Annotated in this window: 13 protein-coding genes; 10 read left to right on the top strand and 3 right to left on the bottom strand. The window is 70.6% G+C overall.

Features of this window, described 5'->3' with window-relative positions; genetic code table 11:
• The first annotated feature begins 1 nt into the window (after position 1).
• The 8 genes from gnd (at position 2) to ACGFZS_RS25295 (ending at position 11,074) form a co-directional block, all read left to right on the top strand.
• Positions 2 to 880, top strand: a complete 879-nt coding sequence (gene gnd, locus ACGFZS_RS25330; protein WP_393659971.1) for a phosphogluconate dehydrogenase (NAD(+)-dependent, decarboxylating) — start codon at positions 2 to 4, stop codon at positions 878 to 880.
• Positions 881 to 886: 6 nt separating this feature from the next.
• A complete protein-coding gene (locus ACGFZS_RS25325) occupies positions 887 to 1,480 on the top strand; it encodes a histidine phosphatase family protein (protein WP_393797071.1) in 594 nt (197 codons plus the stop codon).
• 205 nt (positions 1,481 to 1,685) lie between these two features.
• Entirely contained in the window at positions 1,686 to 2,930 is a 1,245-nt protein-coding gene (locus ACGFZS_RS25320) for an ROK family protein (RefSeq protein ID WP_393797070.1), read from the top strand.
• A 19-nt stretch (positions 2,931 to 2,949) separates the two neighbouring features.
• Complete coding sequence (locus tag ACGFZS_RS25315) at positions 2,950 to 4,806, top strand: glycoside hydrolase (RefSeq protein WP_393797069.1); 1,857 nt, start codon at positions 2,950 to 2,952, stop codon at positions 4,804 to 4,806.
• Positions 4,807 to 5,068: 262 nt separating this feature from the next.
• Complete coding sequence (locus ACGFZS_RS25310) at positions 5,069 to 6,334, top strand: ABC transporter substrate-binding protein (RefSeq protein ID WP_393797068.1); 1,266 nt, start codon at positions 5,069 to 5,071, stop codon at positions 6,332 to 6,334.
• Positions 6,335 to 6,354: 20 nt separating this feature from the next.
• Positions 6,355 to 7,323 carry a carbohydrate ABC transporter permease gene (locus ACGFZS_RS25305; RefSeq protein WP_393797067.1) on the top strand — a complete coding sequence of 323 codons (969 nt, stop codon included), beginning with the start codon at positions 6,355 to 6,357 and terminating at the stop codon, positions 7,321 to 7,323.
• Positions 7,320 to 8,189 (top strand): carbohydrate ABC transporter permease, encoded by an 870-nt coding sequence (locus tag ACGFZS_RS25300; protein WP_359213963.1) that lies wholly within the window; start codon positions 7,320 to 7,322, stop codon positions 8,187 to 8,189. Before ACGFZS_RS25305 ends, ACGFZS_RS25300 begins: the two co-directional genes overlap by 4 nt.
• Positions 8,190 to 8,215: 26 nt before the next feature.
• Complete coding sequence (locus tag ACGFZS_RS25295) at positions 8,216 to 11,074, top strand: glycoside hydrolase family 2 TIM barrel-domain containing protein (RefSeq protein WP_393797066.1); 2,859 nt, start codon at positions 8,216 to 8,218, stop codon at positions 11,072 to 11,074.
• A gap of 58 nt (positions 11,075 to 11,132) precedes the next feature.
• Here the strand turns inward: ACGFZS_RS25295 and ACGFZS_RS25290 are convergent, their stop codons facing one another.
• From ACGFZS_RS25290 to ACGFZS_RS25280, 3 genes are all read right to left on the bottom strand, one after another.
• A complete protein-coding gene (locus tag ACGFZS_RS25290; RefSeq protein ID WP_393797065.1) occupies positions 11,133 to 13,004 on the bottom strand; it encodes an ArnT family glycosyltransferase in 1,872 nt (623 codons plus the stop codon).
• A gap of 182 nt (positions 13,005 to 13,186) precedes the next feature.
• Positions 13,187 to 14,968: a bifunctional sugar phosphate isomerase/epimerase/4-hydroxyphenylpyruvate dioxygenase family protein gene (locus ACGFZS_RS25285; protein WP_393797064.1), complete on the bottom strand. Its 1,782-nt coding sequence runs from the start codon at positions 14,966 to 14,968 to the stop codon at positions 13,187 to 13,189.
• An 85-nt stretch (positions 14,969 to 15,053) separates the two neighbouring features.
• Entirely contained in the window at positions 15,054 to 15,935 is an 882-nt protein-coding gene (locus ACGFZS_RS25280; RefSeq protein WP_393797063.1) for a shikimate dehydrogenase, read from the bottom strand.
• A gap of 157 nt (positions 15,936 to 16,092) precedes the next feature.
• On the opposite strand from ACGFZS_RS25280, the gene ACGFZS_RS25275 reads away from it, so the two are divergent.
• Together ACGFZS_RS25275 and ACGFZS_RS25270 are read left to right on the top strand one after the other, a co-directional pair.
• Entirely contained in the window at positions 16,093 to 16,758 is a 666-nt protein-coding gene (locus ACGFZS_RS25275) for a TetR/AcrR family transcriptional regulator (RefSeq protein ID WP_355713956.1), read from the top strand.
• Positions 16,759 to 16,956: 198 nt separating this feature from the next.
• Positions 16,957 to 18,318, top strand: a complete 1,362-nt coding sequence (locus tag ACGFZS_RS25270) for an MFS transporter (protein ID WP_393797062.1) — start codon at positions 16,957 to 16,959, stop codon at positions 18,316 to 18,318.
• Positions 18,319 to 18,403: the final 85 nt, after the last annotated feature.

Genomic DNA, 18,403 nt, shown 5'->3' with positions numbered 1-18,403 from the left:
CATGCAGCTCGGACTCATCGGCCTCGGCAAGATGGGCGGCAACATGCGCGAGCGGATCCGCCGCGCGGGCCACACCGTCATCGGCTACGACCGCAATCCCGACGTCTCCGACGTCAAGTCCCTCGAAGAACTGGTCGAGAAGCTCGACGCCCCGCGCGTGGTGTGGGTGATGGTCCCGGCCGGCCACGCCACCCAGTCCGTCGTCGACGAGCTCAAGGACCTGCTGTCCGAGGGCGACACGGTGGTCGACGGCGGCAACTCCCGCTGGACGGACGACGAGAAGCACGCCGCCGAACTCGCCATCAAGGGCATCGGCTTCGTCGACGCCGGTGTCTCCGGCGGTGTGTGGGGCCTGCAGAACGGCTACGCCCTGATGGTCGGCGGCGACAAGCAGCACGTCGAGCGGCTCCACCCGATCTTCGAGGCGCTCAAGCCGGAGGGCCCGTACGGCTATGTCCACGCCGGCAAGGTCGGCGCCGGGCACTTCTCCAAGATGGTCCACAACGGCATCGAGTACGCCATGATGCAGGCCTACGCCGAGGGCTGGGAGCTGCTTGAGAAGGTCAAGTCCGTGGACAACGTCCGCGAGGTCTTCCGCTCCTGGCAGGACGGCACCGTCATCCGCTCCTGGCTGCTCGACCTCGCGGTCAACGCGCTGGACGACGACGAGCACCTGGACAAGCTGAAGGGCTTCGCGCAGGACTCCGGCGAGGGCCGCTGGACCGTCGAGGCGGCCATCGACAACGCGGTGCCGCTGCCGGCGATCACCGCCTCCCTGTTCGCCCGGTTCGCGTCCCGGCAGGACGACTCGCCGCAGATGAAGATGATCGCGGCGCTGCGCAACCAGTTCGGCGGCCACGCCGTCGAGTCGAAGGAGTAGTGCGCCGTGGGGGACCTTCTCCTGGTCCGCCACGGTGAGACGGAGTGGAGCGTGTCGGGCCGGCACACCAGCTGGACCGACCTGCCCCTCACCCAGCACGGCGAGGAACAGGCCAAGTCACTCGCTCCGCTCCTCACCGACCGGACCTATGCGCTGGTTCTGGCCAGCCCGCTGAGCCGTGCGATACGCACGGCCGAACTGGCCGGACTCACCGGGGCCGAACCCGACCCCGACCTGTATGAATGGGACTACGGCGGCTACGAGGGCATCACCACGGTGGAGATCCACCGCTCCCGCCCCGACTGGTACCTGTGGACCGACGGCGTGCCACCGGGCCCGGCGGGCCACCCCGGCGAGTCGCCGGAGGAGATCGGCGCCCGGGCCGACCGGGTGCTCCGCAAGGTCGAGACGGCCCTCAACACCGGCACGGGTGACGTGGTCCTGGTGGCCCACGCCCACTTCCTGCGGGTGCTGACCGCCCGCCGCCTGGGGCTGCCGCCCGCCGAGGGCCGGCTGTTCCAGCTGGCGACCGGGACCGTCAGCCGGCTCTCCACGGAGCACGGCTGGCCCGTGATCACCGAGTGGAACAAGACACCCTGAGTCACCCCGCGACGGCCCGCCAGTGGCAACTGGCGGGCCGTTCGCACGCGTTGGACGCAGGTGGGCGCGGCAGCCGACTCGGGGAAAGTTTCTACGGCCCCTTTCCTAACCCCTTGTCGAAAGTCCCGAGAAGCCCATAGCCTTGCGCCGCGCCGGTGTCGTCGTACGCCCCGGCCGGTCGTGACGGGATGGGAGGGGCAGCCGCGTGAAGCGCACATCGCGCGACATCCGCACCGCGAACCGCTACGAGGTGCTGCGCCAGATCATCGCCCAGTCCCCCACCTCCCGGCAGACGCTGGCGGCCGCCACCGGGCTGAGCGTCGCCACCGTCGCCACGCTCGTCGGGGAACTGCTGGAACTGCGGATGATCACGGAGGTCGGCTTCGAGGACTCGGCGGGCGGCCGTCCCCGGGGCCTCGTCGCCGTCAACTCCTCGGGCGGCGCGCTGATCGGCGTCGACATGGCGGAGACCTACATCCGGGTGGAGCTGTTCGACCTGGGGCTGAACGTGCTGGCCCGCGCGGTGGAGGACATGCGCCCCGGCGAGAGCAGGCCCGAGCAGGCGGTGGGGCATGTCGCCACGGCCGTCGGATCGGTGGTCGCGCAGGCGGGCGTCGAGGGCGCGCGGGTGCTCGGCGTCGGGGTGAGCGTGCCGGGCCAGGTCGACCGGGACACCGGGATCGCCGAGTACGCGCCCAACTGGGACTGGCACGACGTGCCGCTGCTCGACCTGCTCTCCGAGCACATCGCCTACCCCCTCTACCTGGACAATCCGCTGCGGGCCAGCGCGGTGGCCGAGCTGTGGTTCGGGGCCGCGCGCGGACGCGAGGACGCCGTGGTGGTGAACCTCGGCACGGGCGTCGGGGCCGGGCTGGTGCTCGGCGGCGGCCTCTACCGGGGGGTCAGCAACAGCGCGGGCGAGTGGGGCCATACGACGCTGGTGCTGGACGGCCGGCTGTGCCACTGCGGCAACCACGGCTGCGTGGAGACGTACGTCGGCGCGCCCGGCATCATGCTCAACCTGCGCGAACTCAGCCCGCGCAGCACCCTGTTGCACCCCGAGGACCAGACGGCGACCATCGACGCCCTGACCCACGGGGTCGCGGCCGGTGACCCGGTGGCGGTCAAGGTCGTCCGCGACACGGCCCGTTACCTGGGCGCGGGCATCGCGGACCTGGTGAACCTGTACAACCCCGAAGTGGTCGTCCTCAGCAGCTGGGTCGCCAAGAAGCTGGGCGCCCCGCTGCTCGACGAGGTGCGCGAGGCCGTCCGCCGGCACGCGCTGCGGCGGCCGTTCGCCGCCACCGAGATCGTCCTCTCCCCCGTGCCCACCGACCCGGTCTGCCTGGGCGCGGCCACCTTCGCGCTGGAGGGCGCCCTGCAGTCCGTGGGGCAGCGGACCGCCAGACGCACCACCCTCGCAAGGAGCCGTACCGCACCGCCTTCATGACGACGGAAGGGATGCCGTTTTGAACCGCACCAGGAGATCCGTCCTCGCCACCGCCGCGGCCGCACTGGCCGTGACCGGGGCCCTGATCAGCTCCCCGCCCGCGAACGCCGCCGGGACCACCGACACCGCCGACACCGCCACCGCGTCCGCCGAGGTCTCTCCGCACGCCGCCCAGACCATCGACGACATCGGCGCCTCGGGCGCCTGGTGGGTCAACGACCTGCAGCACTTCGCCCCCGCGGTCCAGGCCCGGGTGGCGAAGCTGCTGTTCTCGAAGCAGGGGCTCGACCTCAGCTCGTACCGCTACAACATCGGCGGCGGCGGAGCCGCGGTCACCACCCCGGCCCGGGCCGCCGAGGACTTCCTGGACGCAGACGGCTCCTACGACTGGAGCAAGGACAAGGGCGGGCGGACCTTCCTCACGTACGCCGCCCGGTACGGCGTCCAGGACCTGATCGGCTTCGTCAACAGCGCGCCCGCGCAGTGGACCACCAACGGGCAGAGCTGCGGCGGCCAGTTGAAGACGGAGAACGAGGGCGACTACGCGAAGTACGTCGCCGACGTCACCGGCCACTTCGCCCGGCAAGGTGTGAAGCTGGACTACATCAGCCCCTTCAACGAGCCCGACAACGACTTCGGTTCGTGCGGCCAGGAGGGCATGAAGGTCACCGTCGACCAGCGCGACGACATCGTGCGGGCGCTCGGTGCCGAGCAGCGGGCGCGGCACCAGAAGACGTCGATCATCGCGGACGAGTCGAGCCAGACCACCCAGTTCGTCTCCGAACTCCCGCAGTGGATCGGGCAGCCCGACACCGCGCAGTACGTGTCCGCGCTCGCCCACCACACGTACAACAACCCGAGCGACGGCCAGCTGGGCAATGTCTACGAGACGTCGAGGTCGGTCGGCAAGAAGTCCTGGGCCTCGGAGATCTGCTGCTTCGGCAAGGGCTCGACGGGCTGGAACCAGGAGTACGACCCGACCATCGACAACGCCCTGCTGCTGTCGAGGATCATCTACAAGGACTTCGCCGGCGCCCACGACTCGGCCTTCCAGTGGTGGGTGGCGCTGGCCAGCGGGTACGGCAGCGACCCGACCGCGAGGAACGACGAGGGCTGGAACGACGGCCTGATCTACTACGACCCCGACTACGCGACGAACGGCAACCAGACGCTCTACTTCACCAAGCGGTACTACGCGCTCGGCCAGTACAGCAAGTTCGTCACGCCGGGCTCGGTCGCGCACAACGTGACCGGGGCGCCGGCCGGCGTCGAGGTGTCGGCCTACGACCGCAACGGCAAGTGGGTGGTCGTGGTCAACAACCACAACGCCACCGACACCCCGCTCAGCCTGCACTTCAACAGCGGGACGCCGGTGCGGGCCGCCCAGGCCGTGCGGACGTCGGCCACCGAGGACTGGGCCGGGGTGGCCAAGCCGTCGGTGAGCGCGGGGACGGTCTCCGCGACCCTCGCCGCCCGCTCCATCACGACGTACGTCCTCGACGGGAAGGGACACGGCAGTTCGGCCGTGACCGGGGCCCTGGCGGGCAAGCAGTCCGGCAAGTGCCTGACCGCCGACGCCTCCGGGGCCGCCATCGCCACCTGCACGGGCGCCGGTGACCAGTCCTGGTCGTACGACGCGAAGGGCACCCTGAAGGGCGCGAACGGCTATCTGACGGCCTCCGGTTCGGCCCTGACCGCCACCGCCGAACCCACCGGTGACGCGAGCCAGCGCTGGCTGCTGAACGCCAACGGCCAGATCCTCAGCGAGGCGTCCGGCAAGTGCCTGGACGTCAGCGGGCAGGCCACCGCCGACGGGAGCAAGGTGATCCTCTACAGCTGCAACAGCGGCACCAACGAGGCCTGGACCAGGCAGTAACGGACCCCGCCTCCCACGTACCGAGGGCCGCCGGCCACTCCCTGACCCGGCGGCCCTCAACTCGCCCTGCTTTCGCACCTGTTCGTCATTCCGAACCGGGTACAACGTTTCGCGCAGACTTCGTCCAACCTCTTGCCGAAGTATTAGCCGAAGGTTAACGTCCCGCTCCGCGAAGCAATTTCAGCCATCTGGCTCACGAGGTTTTCAGGGCCTCACCACGGCCGCGGAGCCGCAGCCGCACTCGACAGACAAGGACGTCAGCATGTCGGCACTCAGCAACAACAACTGGTCCCGCCGGAACCTCTTCCGGGCGGCCGCGGGCATGGCCGCCGCCGGCACGCTGGCCGCGTGCGGCAGCAACAACGGGCGGGGCGGCGGCAGCGGTTCGGGCAAGCAGCTGGTCCAGTACTTCCACGCCTACGGCGAGGCCGGCACCGAGCAGGCCATCAAGCGGTACGCGAAGGCCTACTCGAAGGCCAACGTGACCACGAACTGGATCACGGGCAGCAACTTCGAGTCCAAGCTCTTCGCGGCCCTGCTCACCAAGCAGGCGCCCGACGTCTTCGAGTTCCACCCGCAGATCCAGCTGGTCAAGAGCGGGCAGGTGGCCGACCTGACCGACCTCATCGACCCGGTCAAGGACGACTTCAACCCGGCCGACATCAAGTCCCACACGGTCGACGGCAAGATCTACGGCATCCGGATGATCGACGACCCGCAGTTCTTCTTCTACCGCAAGTCGATGCTGGAGAAGGCGAAGGTCGACGTCCCGACCACCCTCGACGAGCTGATCGAGGCCGCGGCCAAGCTCACCACCAGCAAGGTCAAGGGCCTCTTCCTCGGCAACGACCTCACCCCGGCCATCAACCCGCTGATCTGGTCGGCCGGCGCCGACACCCTCACCGCCGACAACAAGCCCGCCTTCCACACGGATGCCGTGGTCGCCGGCATGAAGCAGCTGCGCCAGCTGTTCACCAGCGGCAACCTGCTGCTGGACGCCCCGGCCGACTACTGGGACCCGTCCGCGCTCGACCAGGGCCTGTGCGCCATCCAGTTCTGCGGTATGTGGGCGATGCCCGTGATGCAGAAGGCGCTCGGCGACGACCTCGGCATCTTCCCGTTCCCGAAGGTCGGCGACAACGGCAAGCAGTCGGTCTACAACGGCGGCTGGTCGATGTTCGTCAACGCCAAGGGCGACAACGTCGAGGCGGCCAAGGAATACGTGAAGTGGCTGTGGATCGACCAGAAGCAGTACCAGGAGGACTGGGCCACCTCGTACGGCTTCCACATCCCGCCGCGCACCTCCATCGCGCAGTCCGCCACCAAGCTGAAGACCGGTCTGCCCGCGGAGGGCGTGAAGCTCTTCAACGACTTCGGGCACTTCGACAACATCGGCTGGACCCAGGCGATGATCACCGCGCTGACCGACGCCTTCGCCAACAGCGTCCGCAAGGACGGCGACCCGGACGCGGCGCTCACCACCGCGGAGAAGAAGGTCAACACCGAGCTCAAGAAGCTCTTCGGCTAGACCGACGGAGAGACCCGGACATGTCGACCACCACCACGCGCGGGGTCGCCCAGCCCGCCCCGGCCACGGCTCCCCAGGCCCGGCCGCGGCGGGGCCTGCGGGGCAACCCGACCTTCAACTTCTGGCTCTTCACCGGGCCGTTCCTCATCGGCCTGGTGATCTTCGTCTTCGTACCGATCGCCTGGAGCGTCTGGCTCAGCTTCTTCGACGCCCGGTTCACCGTCACACCGAGCAAGTTCGTCGGCCTCGACAACTACAAGGCCATGCTGACGAACTCCAACTTCACCGGTTCGCTGGTGACGTTCACGGTGTTCGCCGCCCTCATCGTGCCGCTCACCTGGGCGCTGTCCCTGGGGCTCGCGCTCCTGGTGCACCGGCTGCGGTTCATGCGGGCGTTCTTCCGCTCGGTGTTCTTCCTGCCCACCGCGTGCAGCTATGTCGCCGCCGCGCTGATCTGGAAGATGTCCATCTTCACCGGTGTCCGCTTCGGCCTGATGAACACGGTCCTCGGCTGGTTCGGCGTCGACAACATCGCCTACCTGTCCGACCCGAGTCCCCCCTGGTACTGGCTGGTCATCGTGACCGTACGGCTCTGGCTCCAGGCCGGCTTCTACATGATCCTGTTCCTCGCGGCGCTCCAGAACATCCCGGCGGAGCTGTACGAGGCGGCCGCGATCGACGGCGCCAAGCCCGGCTGGCAGACCTTCCGGTACATCACGCTGCCGCAGCTGCGCGCCACCTCCACCGCGGTGATCCTGCTGCTGCTCATCGCCGCCTACCAGGCCTTCGACGAGTTCTTCAACATCATCACGACCAAGGCGACCTGGGCCCAGACGCCCCTCATGATCCTGTACAAGACCGCTCTCGGCGAGAACCAGGACTACGGCGCGGGCAGCGCCGGCGCCGTCATCCTCACGGTGCTGATCTGCGCCGTCACGCTCCTCCAGGGCAAGTTCATGGGATTCGGAAGGGCGGACGAGGCCAAGTGACCAGCACCGCACCCGAGGTCCGCAGGCCGCGCCGCGGCAAGCGCGGCAAGGTGATCGGCAACACCGGTCTGTACGTCGCCGTCAGCATCGCCGCCCTGCTCTTCCTGATCCCCTTCTACCTCATCGTCCGCAACGCCCTCTCCACGGATCCGGAGATCACCGGCGAGAACTGGAAGCTGCTCCCCTCCTTCCAGTGGGGCAACATCAGCGAGCTGTTCAGCGACACCACGGTGGACTTCGGCAGGTCCATGTGGAACTCGACGGTGATCGCCGTCGCCATGACCGTCGGCACCCTGCTGGTCTGCTCCCTGGCCGGCTACGGACTCGCCCGGATCCCCTACCGGCACGCGAACAAGGTCTTCTACGTGGTCCTCGCGACCCTGATGGTCCCGACGGCGGTCACCTTCGTGCCCAGCTTCGTGCTGGTCTCGTCCCTCGGCTGGGTGGACACCTATCGCGGTCTGATCATCCCGGGCCTGTTCAGTGGTTTCACCTGCTTCCTGTTCCGGCAGTACTTCCTGGGGTTCCCGAAGGAGCTGGAGGAGGCGGCGCGGGTGGACGGGCTCGGCTACTGGGGCGCGTACTGGCGGGTCGTCGTACCCAACTCGCTGAACTTCTTCGCGGCCATCGCCACGATCACGTTCATCAGCGGCTGGAACGCCTTCCTGTGGCCGCTGGTCATCGGGCAGGACCCCAGCTCCTGGACGGTCCAGGTCGCGCTCTCCTCGTACATGACCAACCAGACCGTCAACTTCCACCTGATCTTCATGGCCACCGCCATCTCCATCCTGCCCCTGGTGTTCGTGTTCCTCTTCCTCCAGCGCTGGCTGGTGCAGGGGATCGCGCAGACCGGGATCAAGGGCTGAGCCGCACTCTCACGACCTGGAGACCGATGTCTTTCCGCAACTCCACGGCCACCGACTACGTCGAGGACGTCTCCCCGGGCTCGGGCGCGCTGCCGCCCCGCGCCTGGTATCCGTCCTCGGACGCCAGGTCACTGTCGCTGAACGGCAGTTGGCGTTTCCGGCTGTCGCCGACGGCGGACGCGCAGGACGACGCGTTCGCCGAGCCGGGGTACGACGCCGGCGGCTGGGCGGAGGTCTCGGTCCCGGGGCACTGGGTGCTCCAGGGCCAGGGCGCGCCGATCTACACCAACCACCTGTACCCGTTCCCGGTGGACCCGCCGAGGGTCCCGACCGAGAACCCCACCGGGGACCATCTGCGGTTCTTCGACCTGCCGGAGGGCTGGGACCCGGCGGACGGCGGGGCGGTGCTGCGCTTCGACGGGGTCGAGTCCTGCGCCAGGGTCTGGCTGAACGGCACGGACATCGGTGAGTTCAAGGGCTCCCGGCTGCCGCACGAGTTCGCGGTCGGCCATCTGCTGAGGGCGGCCGGGAACGTGCTCGCCGTCCGGGTCCACCAGTGGTCGGCCGGCTCCTACCTGGAGGACCAGGACCAGTGGTGGCTGCCCGGCATCTTCCGGGACGTGACCCTGCTGCACCGCCCGGCGGGCGCGGCCCTCGACTTCTTCGTGCACGCTTCCTACGACCACACCAGCGGCGCGGGCACCCTGCGCGTCGACTCCGACGTGGACGGCCGGGTCACCGTGCCGGACCTGGGCATCGACATCGCGACCGGCGAGCCGGTGACCGTCCCGGTCCAGGCGTGGACGGCCGAGACCCCGACGCTGTACGACGGTGTCCTGGCCACCGAGGGCGAGCGGGTGCCCCTGCGGATCGGCTTCCGGACGGTGGAGCTGGCCGACGGACTGATCAAGGTCAACGGGAAGGCCGTCCTGTTCAAGGGCGTCAACCGGCACGAGTGGCACCCCGAGCAGGGCCGCGCTCTCGACCTGGAGACCATGCGGGCGGACGTGCTGCTGATGAAGCGGCACAACATCAACGCCGTCCGCACCTCCCACTACCCGCCGCACCCGTCCTTCCTCGACCTGTGCGACGAGTACGGCCTGTGGGTGATCGACGAGTGCGACCTGGAGACCCACGGCTTCACCGAGCAGGCCTGGCGGGACAACCCGGTCGACGACGACCGCTGGACCCCGGCCCTGCTCGACCGCGCCGCGCGCATGGTCGAGCGGGACAAGAACCACCCGTCGGTCGTCATCTGGTCGTTGGGCAACGAGGCCGGCACCGGGCGCGGCCTCACCGCCATGGCCGAGTGGATCCACGGCCGGGACGCCTCGCGCCTGGTGCACTACGAGGGTGACATCGACTGCCGTGACACCGATGTCTACTCACGGATGTACGCCGACCACGCCGAGGTCGAGCGGATCGGCCGAGGCCTGGACGGCGGCACCCACAGGCGCCGTCAACTCCCCTTCATCCTCTGCGAGTACGGCCACGCCATGGGCAACGGGCCCGGCGGCCTCGCCGACTACCAGCGGATCTTCGAGTCGTACGACCGGCTCCAGGGCGGCTTCATCTGGGAGTGGATCGACCACGGCGTCAAGGACGAGCGGTACGGCTTCGCGTACGGCGGCGACTTCGGCGAGGAGTTGCACGACGGGAACTTCGTCTGCGACGGCCTGGTCTTCCCGGACCGGCGGCCCTCCCCCGGCCTGGTGGAGTTCAAGAAGGTGATCGAGCCGGTCGCCATCGAGGGTGACGGCCCCGCCGTGCGGATCACCAACAAGCAGGACTTCGCGGACCTGTCGGCGCTGGCCTTCGAGTGGTCGTACCAGGTCGACGGCGAGAGCGTGGAGTCGGGCAGCCTGGCCGTACCGGCCCTGGCCCCCGGCGAGTCGGCGGACGTCAAGCTGCCGGAGCCGCCCGTCACCACCGGCGGCGGTGAGACGGGGTGGACGGTACGGGCGCTGCTGGCGGCCGACACCGCGTGGGGGCCCCGGGGCCATGTCGTCGCCTGGGGTCAGGTGCCTGTGTCGGCACGGCAGTTGGCGCCCTTCGCGGTGGCCGGCGGGCCGGTTCCCGGCGAGGAGGTGATCCGTCTCGGGCCGGCTACCTTCGACGCCCGCAGCGGCGCGCTGCGGAGCGTCGGCGCGGTGGACGTGACCGGACTGCGCCTGGACGTCTGGCGGGCGACGACCGACAACGACGACGGTGCCGCCTGGCAGAGCGACATCCGCTACGGCGCGCTGTGGCGGAAGTTCGGTCTGCACCGGATGCGGCACCGCCTGGACGCGGTCGAAGTCGACGGCGACGCGCTGACCGTGCGCACCCGGGTCGCGCCCGCCGCCTGGGAGTTCGGCCTGCCGACGGTCTACCGCTGGACCACCGACGGCGACCGTCTTCGCCTCACCGTCACCGTCACCCCCGACGGCGACTGGACGGTGCCGCTGCCCCGGCTCGGGATCCGCTTCGGGCTGTCGGCCGCCGACCGGGTGCGCTGGTTCGGCGGCGGCCCCGAGGAGGCGTACCCGGACACCAGGTCGGCCTCCCTGCTCGGCCGTTGGGAGTCGACGGTCGACGATCTCCAGACGCCCTACGTCCGTCCGCAGGAGAACGGCGCCCGCGCGGACGTCCGCTGGGCGGAGATCGGCGGTCTGCGGATCGAGGGCGACCCGGAGTTCTGGTTCACGGCCCGCCGCTGGACCACCGAGCAACTGGACGCGGCCGCCCACCGCACCGACCTCACCCCCGGTGAGACCGTATGGGTCAACCTCGACCACGGCCTGCACGGCATCGGCTCGCAGTCCTGCGGCCCGGGCGTCCTGCCGCAGTACCAACTCCACGCCGGACCGGCCGAGTTCTCCTTCGTGTTCTCGAACCTCGGCTGAGCCAGCACCACTCCGAAGGGCCCCGGACCGCGCACGGTCCGGGGCCCTTCCGTGCTCGTCACCGCCCGTGGCCCGGGCCGCACCGGTACAGCGTGTAGATCGAGACGCGCACCGGCGAACAGTGGCCGATGACCCAGCGGATCAGGGCCCGGCCGGGGGTCTTGGCACCCCGGGCGCGGTGGGTGAGGTCGGCGTGGCCCAGCAGGACGTAGCGGAGTCGGCCGGTGTCGATCAGGTGGTGGAAGGTGCTGGGCGCGGGGTACGGCACATGGGCGGTGAAGCCGCCGAGCGGGAGGATGGAGGCGTTGTCGGAGAGGATGTACGGCGCCGCCATCTGCCAGCGGGGCACGGCGGCCAGGTAGCGGGCGCCGTCGCGGTGGGCGGTGAGGTAGGCGAGGACGCGCCGCTGGGGCGGGTCCAGGGCCAGGGCGCCGTTGCGGGTGGCGATGCTGCCGGGGCCGATCCGGCCGAAGCCGCCGGGCTGGTTGTAGCGCAGGGAGGTCGCGGACGCGGACCAGACCGTGGGGACGACCAGGACCGCGGCGAGGGCGACGGCCAGGGCGGCCCGGCGCGGACGCGGTCCGCCGACGGCGAAGAGGACCAGGGCCGGCAGGGCGAGGACCGCGGCGACGGCGACGGACCAGGTGAAGAAGCGCGGGTAGTACAGGGTGAGGGCCGCGCACCAGCCGACGTTGACGGCGAGGACCGCGCACAGCACGCCCCGGCGCCGCACCCGGGTCACGGCCACGGCGGCCAGCGCCGACAGGCCGACCGCCACCACGCCCATGTAGTAGGTGTGTCCGGTCACGCTGCCGAAGCTGAAGACCAGGAAGAACGTCACCAGCCAGCCTGCCCACAGCAGGTACCCGGCGAGGAAGGGGTCGGTGCGCGGCGGGCGGCGGCGCCACAGGCCGTACAGTCCGGCGGCCAGGCCCAGCGCCGCCAGCGGGTACAGCCAGCCCGTCTGGCTGGCGAGTCCGGGGCTGAACATCTTCCAGACGCTGTCGCCCATCCCCACCGACGCCCGGCTGTGCGCCCGGTCGGCGACGATGCTGCCGGTGCCGGACGCGTCGATGCCCAGCGCCTGGAAGCGGGTCAGGAAGTTGTAGCCGACGACCAGGGCGAACGGCGAGTTGTCGGTGGTGCCGTCGAGGTAGGGGCGGGCGGTGGCCGGGGTGAGGCCGGCGGCCAGCATCCAGGAAAGGGACACGGCCAGCATGACCGCGCCGGACACGGCGAGGTCCCGGATCCGGCGGCGCGGCGTGGTCGGCGCGGCCACCAGGTAGGTCACGGCCAGCGCGGGCAGCACCGCCCAGGCCTCCAGCATCTTGCACTGGAAGGCCACCCCGACCCAGACGCCGGCCAGCACGAGGGTGCGGAGCCGGGCGCGGGCGGTGGCCCGCTGGGTGGCCTCGGCGGCGAGCAGCAACAGCAGGACGAACGGGGCGTCCTCGGTGACCGAACGGCCCAGGCCCACGGTCACCGGGGTGAGCGTGAGGAAGGCGGCGGCCAGCAGCCCGGCCGGTACGCCGGCCCAGCGTCGTACCACCACATGCAGCAGGACCACCGAGGCCACGCCCTCCAGGGCCTGCGGGACCACCAGGGACCACGGGTGGAAGCCGAGGACCAGCGCCGACAGGGCCTGCGGCCACAGGAAGCCGGGCAGCTTGTCCAGGGTGATGGAGCCCGCCGGGTCGAAGGAGCCGTAGAGGAACGCGACCGGGTTGTCGGTCATGCTGCGGACCGCGCTCGCGTAGAAGGAGTGGTAGGCGCTGTGCCAGATGCCCCAGAAGAAGAGCAGCGCGGCGACGGTGGCGATGCCGGCGAGGATCGGGATCTCGTAGCGCTGGGTACGGCTGCGTGCCGGGGCCGGCGGGGGTGGCGGCCCCTCGACTCGGACGAGCGGCTCGGCGCTGACAGGGCTCGGCATCGCGGACGGCCTCCAGGACTCCCGGTATCCAGGTATCCAGGGATCCAGAACGCCCTGGACTGCTACGGCCTGTAGGACGACTGGATCTCGGCGAACGTCACGCCCGGAATGTCAAGGAACATTCGGGATTTTCGTGAGTACCGGTCATGGAAGCTGTAAGAATCCTGAACCTTGGCTGTGCCTCACCGCCGGGTGTGCTGGGCCGCGAGCCGCACCGGGGCGTTCTGGGCGCCGTACCCGCGGTATCCGGGTTCACGTTCGACCAGTTCGAAGAACACCCGTCCGACGGTCCGCGTGTAGCAGTGCCGGAAGACACCGCCCGCGTCCCGGTCGTAGAGGATGCCGAGTTCGCGGTACGTGTCCACCTCCCCGTCGGCGAACTCGTACCGGGCGGCGAGGTCGTCGTGGTAGTTGCCGGGGATGGGCAGCAGGCCGCCGCCCGCCGCGCGGAAGGCGCGGGCCGCGGCCACCACGTCGTCGACGGCCAGGGCGATGTGCTGGGCGTGCAGGGTGTCGTCGGCCGGGGCCGCGCCGACGCCCAGGGCGATCCGGACGCTGCCGTCGGCGTTGGTGACGGCCCGGGAGCGCAGCAGCCCGTAGGGGTCGGCGACGTCCAGGCTCTCCTGGGCGTGCAGGCCGAGCACGCTGCGGTGGAAGAGGGTCGCCTCGTCGTACTGGTGCCAGGGCTGGGTGAGCGCGAGGTGGTCGATGCGCGCCGGGGCGGCCGGCGGAGTGTGCGGTACGTCCGTGAAGTCGGCCCGCCAGTCGGGGAGTCCGGGGGCGCCGCCGGTCGCGCAGAAGAACAGTTCCGTGCCGTCGGGCGCGGCGACCGCGTCGAGCGGGGCGTCCTCGGGGGCCCGGCGGCGGGGCAGCACGGGAGCGAGCAGGGCCTCGGCGCGGCGGGCGGCGGCCCGCGGATCCGGTGACTCCAGGCCGATCGCGGCGAGCTGCGTTCCGTCACGGCGGGCCGCGGGACCGGTGTTGACCAGGATCCGGGCCTCGCCCCGCTCCCACAGGTCGACGGGCTTGCTCCGGTGACGCGCGGTGCGGGCGAAGCCGAGCGCACCGAGCAGCGCCGACACCGGTTCCCCGTCCGGGGTGACCAGTTCGGCGAACGCGACCCCCGTCGGCACCACCGGCGCGGGCAACTCCCCTGCCCCGACGGCCTCCTGCAGCACCAGCAGCGAACGCTGCGCGTCCACGGCGGTCGGCCCGGCCTCGGCCTGCCGGAACACGTCGTTGAAGACTTCGAGGGAGAGCGGCCCGTCGTATCCCGTACGCAGCACGTGCCGCACCAGCCCGCCGACGTCGAACCCGCCCTGACCCGGGAAGCACCGGTAGTGCCGGCTCCACTGCAGCACATCCATGGCCAGCAACGGGGCGTCGGCCAGCTGCAGGAAGAAGATCTTCTCGCCGGGTATCTCCTCGATCCCCTTCGGATCGGTCCCCCGCGAGAGGATGTGGAAGCTGTCGAGACACGTCCCGAGCGCGGGATGCCCGGCCGCCTCGACGATCCGCCAGGCGTGGTCGTACGTGCTGACGTGCCGCCCCCAGGCGAGTGCCTCGTAGGCGACACGAACGCCGAACTCCGATGCCAGCGAGGCCAGTTCCGAAAGCTGCCGGGCGGCCAGATCGTCGTCGTCGACCGCGAGCGGGGAGACGGACGAACAGACCAGCACGGTGTCGGCCCCCAACTCCCGCATCAGCTCGAACTTGTGCCGCGCTCGCCGGAGGTTGCGCGCGAACTCGTCGCCGGGGACGGCTTCGATGTCCCGCATGGGCTGGTAGAGGTCGACGGACAGCCCCAGATCGGCGCACCGAGCCCGTATCTCACGGGGCGAGAGCGGACTGGCGAGCAGATCGTTCTCGAAGATCTCCACCCCGTCGAATCCAGCCCGCGAGGCGGCGGTCAGCTTCTCGGTGAGCGACCCACTGAGCGAAACGGTGGCAACAGAAGTACGCATGACCTTTTTCCTCACGTCCACTGCAGCGCCCCTGCTTTTAGGGGCGCGGGGAACTGCGCGACCAGCCCCCACCGCCCCGCACCCGTCACACAACCTGACCCGCCGAGCTCTCAGCCAACTCCGCGATGTCGGCCAGCATCCGAACCGCGTCCGGCTCCCGCCCCGTGAACAACCGAAACGCGTCCGCCGCCTGGAACACGGCCATACCGCCCCCGTCCAGCACCGCACACCCCAACGCCCGAGCGGTCCTCACCAGCTCCGTCTCCAGCGGCCGGTACACCACCTCGGCCACCCACAGCTCAGGACGCAGCAACTCCGAAGGCAACGGCAGCCCGGGATGCGCCACCATCCCCGTTGGCGTCGCGTGCACCAGCCCGTCGGCGCCCGCCAGCACCTCCGGCAACCGGTCCGGCGTCGCGGCGACCGCGCGCCCCGCGCCGAAGTGCCGGTTCAGCGAGCCCGCGAGATCGACGGCCCGGTCGGCGAGCGCGTCGACCACGGTGACCCGCTCGGCGCCCAACGTGAGCGTCGCGTGCGCGACGGCGGCCCCCGCGCCCCCGGCGCCGAGCTGCACGACGCCCTCCAGCGAGGCGTCCCGCAGCCCGCGCGCGAACGACGCCGCGAACCCGGTCACGTCCGTGTTGTGGCCGACCGCCCGCCCGTCGGCCTCGAACACCACCGTGTTGACCGCGCCGAGCGCCTCGGCCTGCGGGGAGAGCGCGTCCAGGTGCTCGATGACCAGTTGCTTGCAGGGATGTGTGATGTTCAGCCCGTCGAAGCCGAGGTCACGCGCACCCCGCACCAGCTCCCCGACGGCCTCCGGCGGAGCCCCCAGCACATCGATGTCGATCAGCCGGTACAGGTACCGCAGCCCCTGCCGGCCGGCCTCGCGCTCGTGCAGGGCAGGGCTGAGCGACGGACCGATTCCGGAACCGATCAGTCCGACGAGATACGAGTCCTTGGCCACGTGGCCCTCCCGAGCGGCATAGCTAATGTACGAACTAGTACGTTAGCTATAGCACCGGAGGCCACCGCAGGGGAAGACCTCTCCGACAACGCCTCCGGTCCGGGCTTCTACAATCTCCGCACCGGCCTCCCCCGCCACGGCACCCGATAGGAACCCGATGACCAGCGTCGACGAACCGGCAGCCGCCAACGGACGGATCCGTGACGCCGCCCGCACCCAGGCCGAGATCCTCGACGTGGCCACGCGGGAGTTCGCCCGGGCCGGCTACGACGGGGCCCGCGTGGACGAGATCGCGGCCCGCACCCGCACCACGAAGCGGATGATCTACTACTACTTCGGCGGCAAGGAGCAGCTGTTCACGGCGGTCCTGGAGCGGGCGTACGGCGTGATCCGCGAGGCCGAGCAGCAGCTGGACGTGGAGCATCTGGACCCGGTCGCGGCGATCCGCAGGCTCGCCGAGCTGACCTTCGACCACCACGAGCAGCACCCGGACTTCATCCGCCTGGTCAGCATCGAGAACATCCACGGCGCCGAGCACATCGCCGCCTCCGAGAAGCTCGGCAGGATCGGCTCGCCGGCCCTGGAGGTGATCCGCCGGATCCTCGCCCAGGGGCAGGAGTCCGGGCTGTTCACGGCCGACGTCGACGCCGTCGACCTGCACGCGATGATCAGCTCGTTCTGCTTCTTCCGGGTGGCGAACCGGGCCACCTTCGGCGCCCTCTTCGGCCGTGACCTGGTGGATCCGGCGCAGCGCGCGCACTACCGGACCATGCTGGGCGACATGGTGATCGCCTACCTGACCGCGGAGCGCGCGGCGGACTGACCGTCGCACCGGGTCGTCCGGCACGACCTCTTGACAGCGGGGAAACGCGAGCGCAACATCCGTACCCATCGCGACTAACTACCCAGTGGGTTAATTAGCACCCGGCCCCTGGTCCGCCGACCCCGTCATCCCTGGGATCCGGCCTTCTCCCCCGCCGCTCACTCCGCTTACGTTGGAGTTCCCCGAAGGAGCACCGCCGTGTCCGTCCCCGCACAGCCCGCCGCCACCGAGGTACCACCCGGCGGCCAGCCGAAGAAGGCCGCTCTGGCCGCCTGGATCGGCAGCGCCCTGGAGTACTACGACTTCTTCATCTACGGCAGCGCGGCCGCGCTGATCTTCCCGAAGGTCTTCTTCGACGACTCGGACCCGGCCACCGCGACCCTGCTGTCCCTGGCCACGTTCGGTGTGGCGTACGCGGCCCGGCCGGTCGGCGCGCTCTTCCTCGGGCACTTCGGGGACCGGGTCGGCCGTAAGAAGATCATGGTCTTCACGCTGCTGCTGATGGGCCTGTCGACCTTCCTGATCGGCTGTCTGCCGACCCGTGCCCAGGTGGGCGGGCTGGCCCCGGTGCTGCTGGTGCTGTGCCGGGTGCTGCAGGGCATCTCGGCCGCCGGCGAGCAGGCCAGCGCCAGTTCCATGACCCTGGAACACGCGCCGCCGAAACGGCGCGGCTTCTTCACCAGCTTCACCCTCGGCGGCACCCAGGGCGGGCAGCTGATCGCCACCCTCGTCTTCCTCGCGGTCGCCCAGCTCCCCGAGGACCAGCTGCTGTCCTGGGGCTGGCGGGTGCCGTTCTGGCTGAGTGTCGTGGTGGCCGTGGCCGGCTGGCTGATCCGGCGCCGGCTGGAGGAGACCCCGGCCTTCGCCCGGCAGGCGGCGACCGAGGGCGTCGTACGGCTGCCGCTGGTCACGCTGGTGCGGCAGCACTGGGCGGATGTGCTGCGGGTGATCGGGGGCGCGCTGATCGCCTCGGTGAGCACGATCTTCACGGTGTGGGCGCTGGCGTACGCGACGAGCGACTCGGTCGGGATGTCCAAGACCTCGATGCTGTGGGTGGGCGCGCTGGCGAACCTGGTGGCGCTGGGCGCGATCCCGGCGTGGGCGACGCTCTCGGACCGGATCGGCCGGCGGCCGGTGTACCTGATCGGGGCGGTGGGCAGCGCGGTGGCGATGTTCGGCTACCTGTGGGCGATCTCCACCGGGTCCTACCCGTTGATCATGCTGCTCGGGGTCGTCGCCTTCGGTGTCGTCTACAGCGCGGCGAACGGGGTGTGGCCGTCCTTCTACGGCGAGATGTTCTCGACCCGGGTCCGGCTGTCCGGGATGGCGATCGGCACCCAGATCGGGTTCGCGGTGGCCGGGTTCGCGGTGACCTTCGCGGCGCAGATCGCGGGTCCGGACGGCGACGACTGGTCGGCGGTGGCCCTGTTCACGGCCGCCCTGTGCGTGCCGCCGGTGATCGCGGCGCTGTCGGCCCGCGAGACCCACGCGGTGCCGACCGAGCTGCTCGGCGAGCGGCCGGAGGCACCGGCGGCGCGGCCGGAGACGGTGACGGCCTGAGCCGGGGGGGGGGGGGGGGGGGGGGGGGGGGCCGGGGGGGGGGGGGGGCCCCCCCCCGGGGGGCCCCCCCGACCACCGACGCCCC

The sequence above is a fragment of the Streptomyces sp. NPDC048288 genome, assembly GCF_043201555.1.
Taxonomy (GTDB): domain Bacteria; phylum Actinomycetota; class Actinomycetes; order Streptomycetales; family Streptomycetaceae; genus Streptomyces.
The sequence above is the reverse complement of the archived record's forward strand: the minus strand, read 5'-3'. Positions and strand labels throughout refer to the sequence as shown.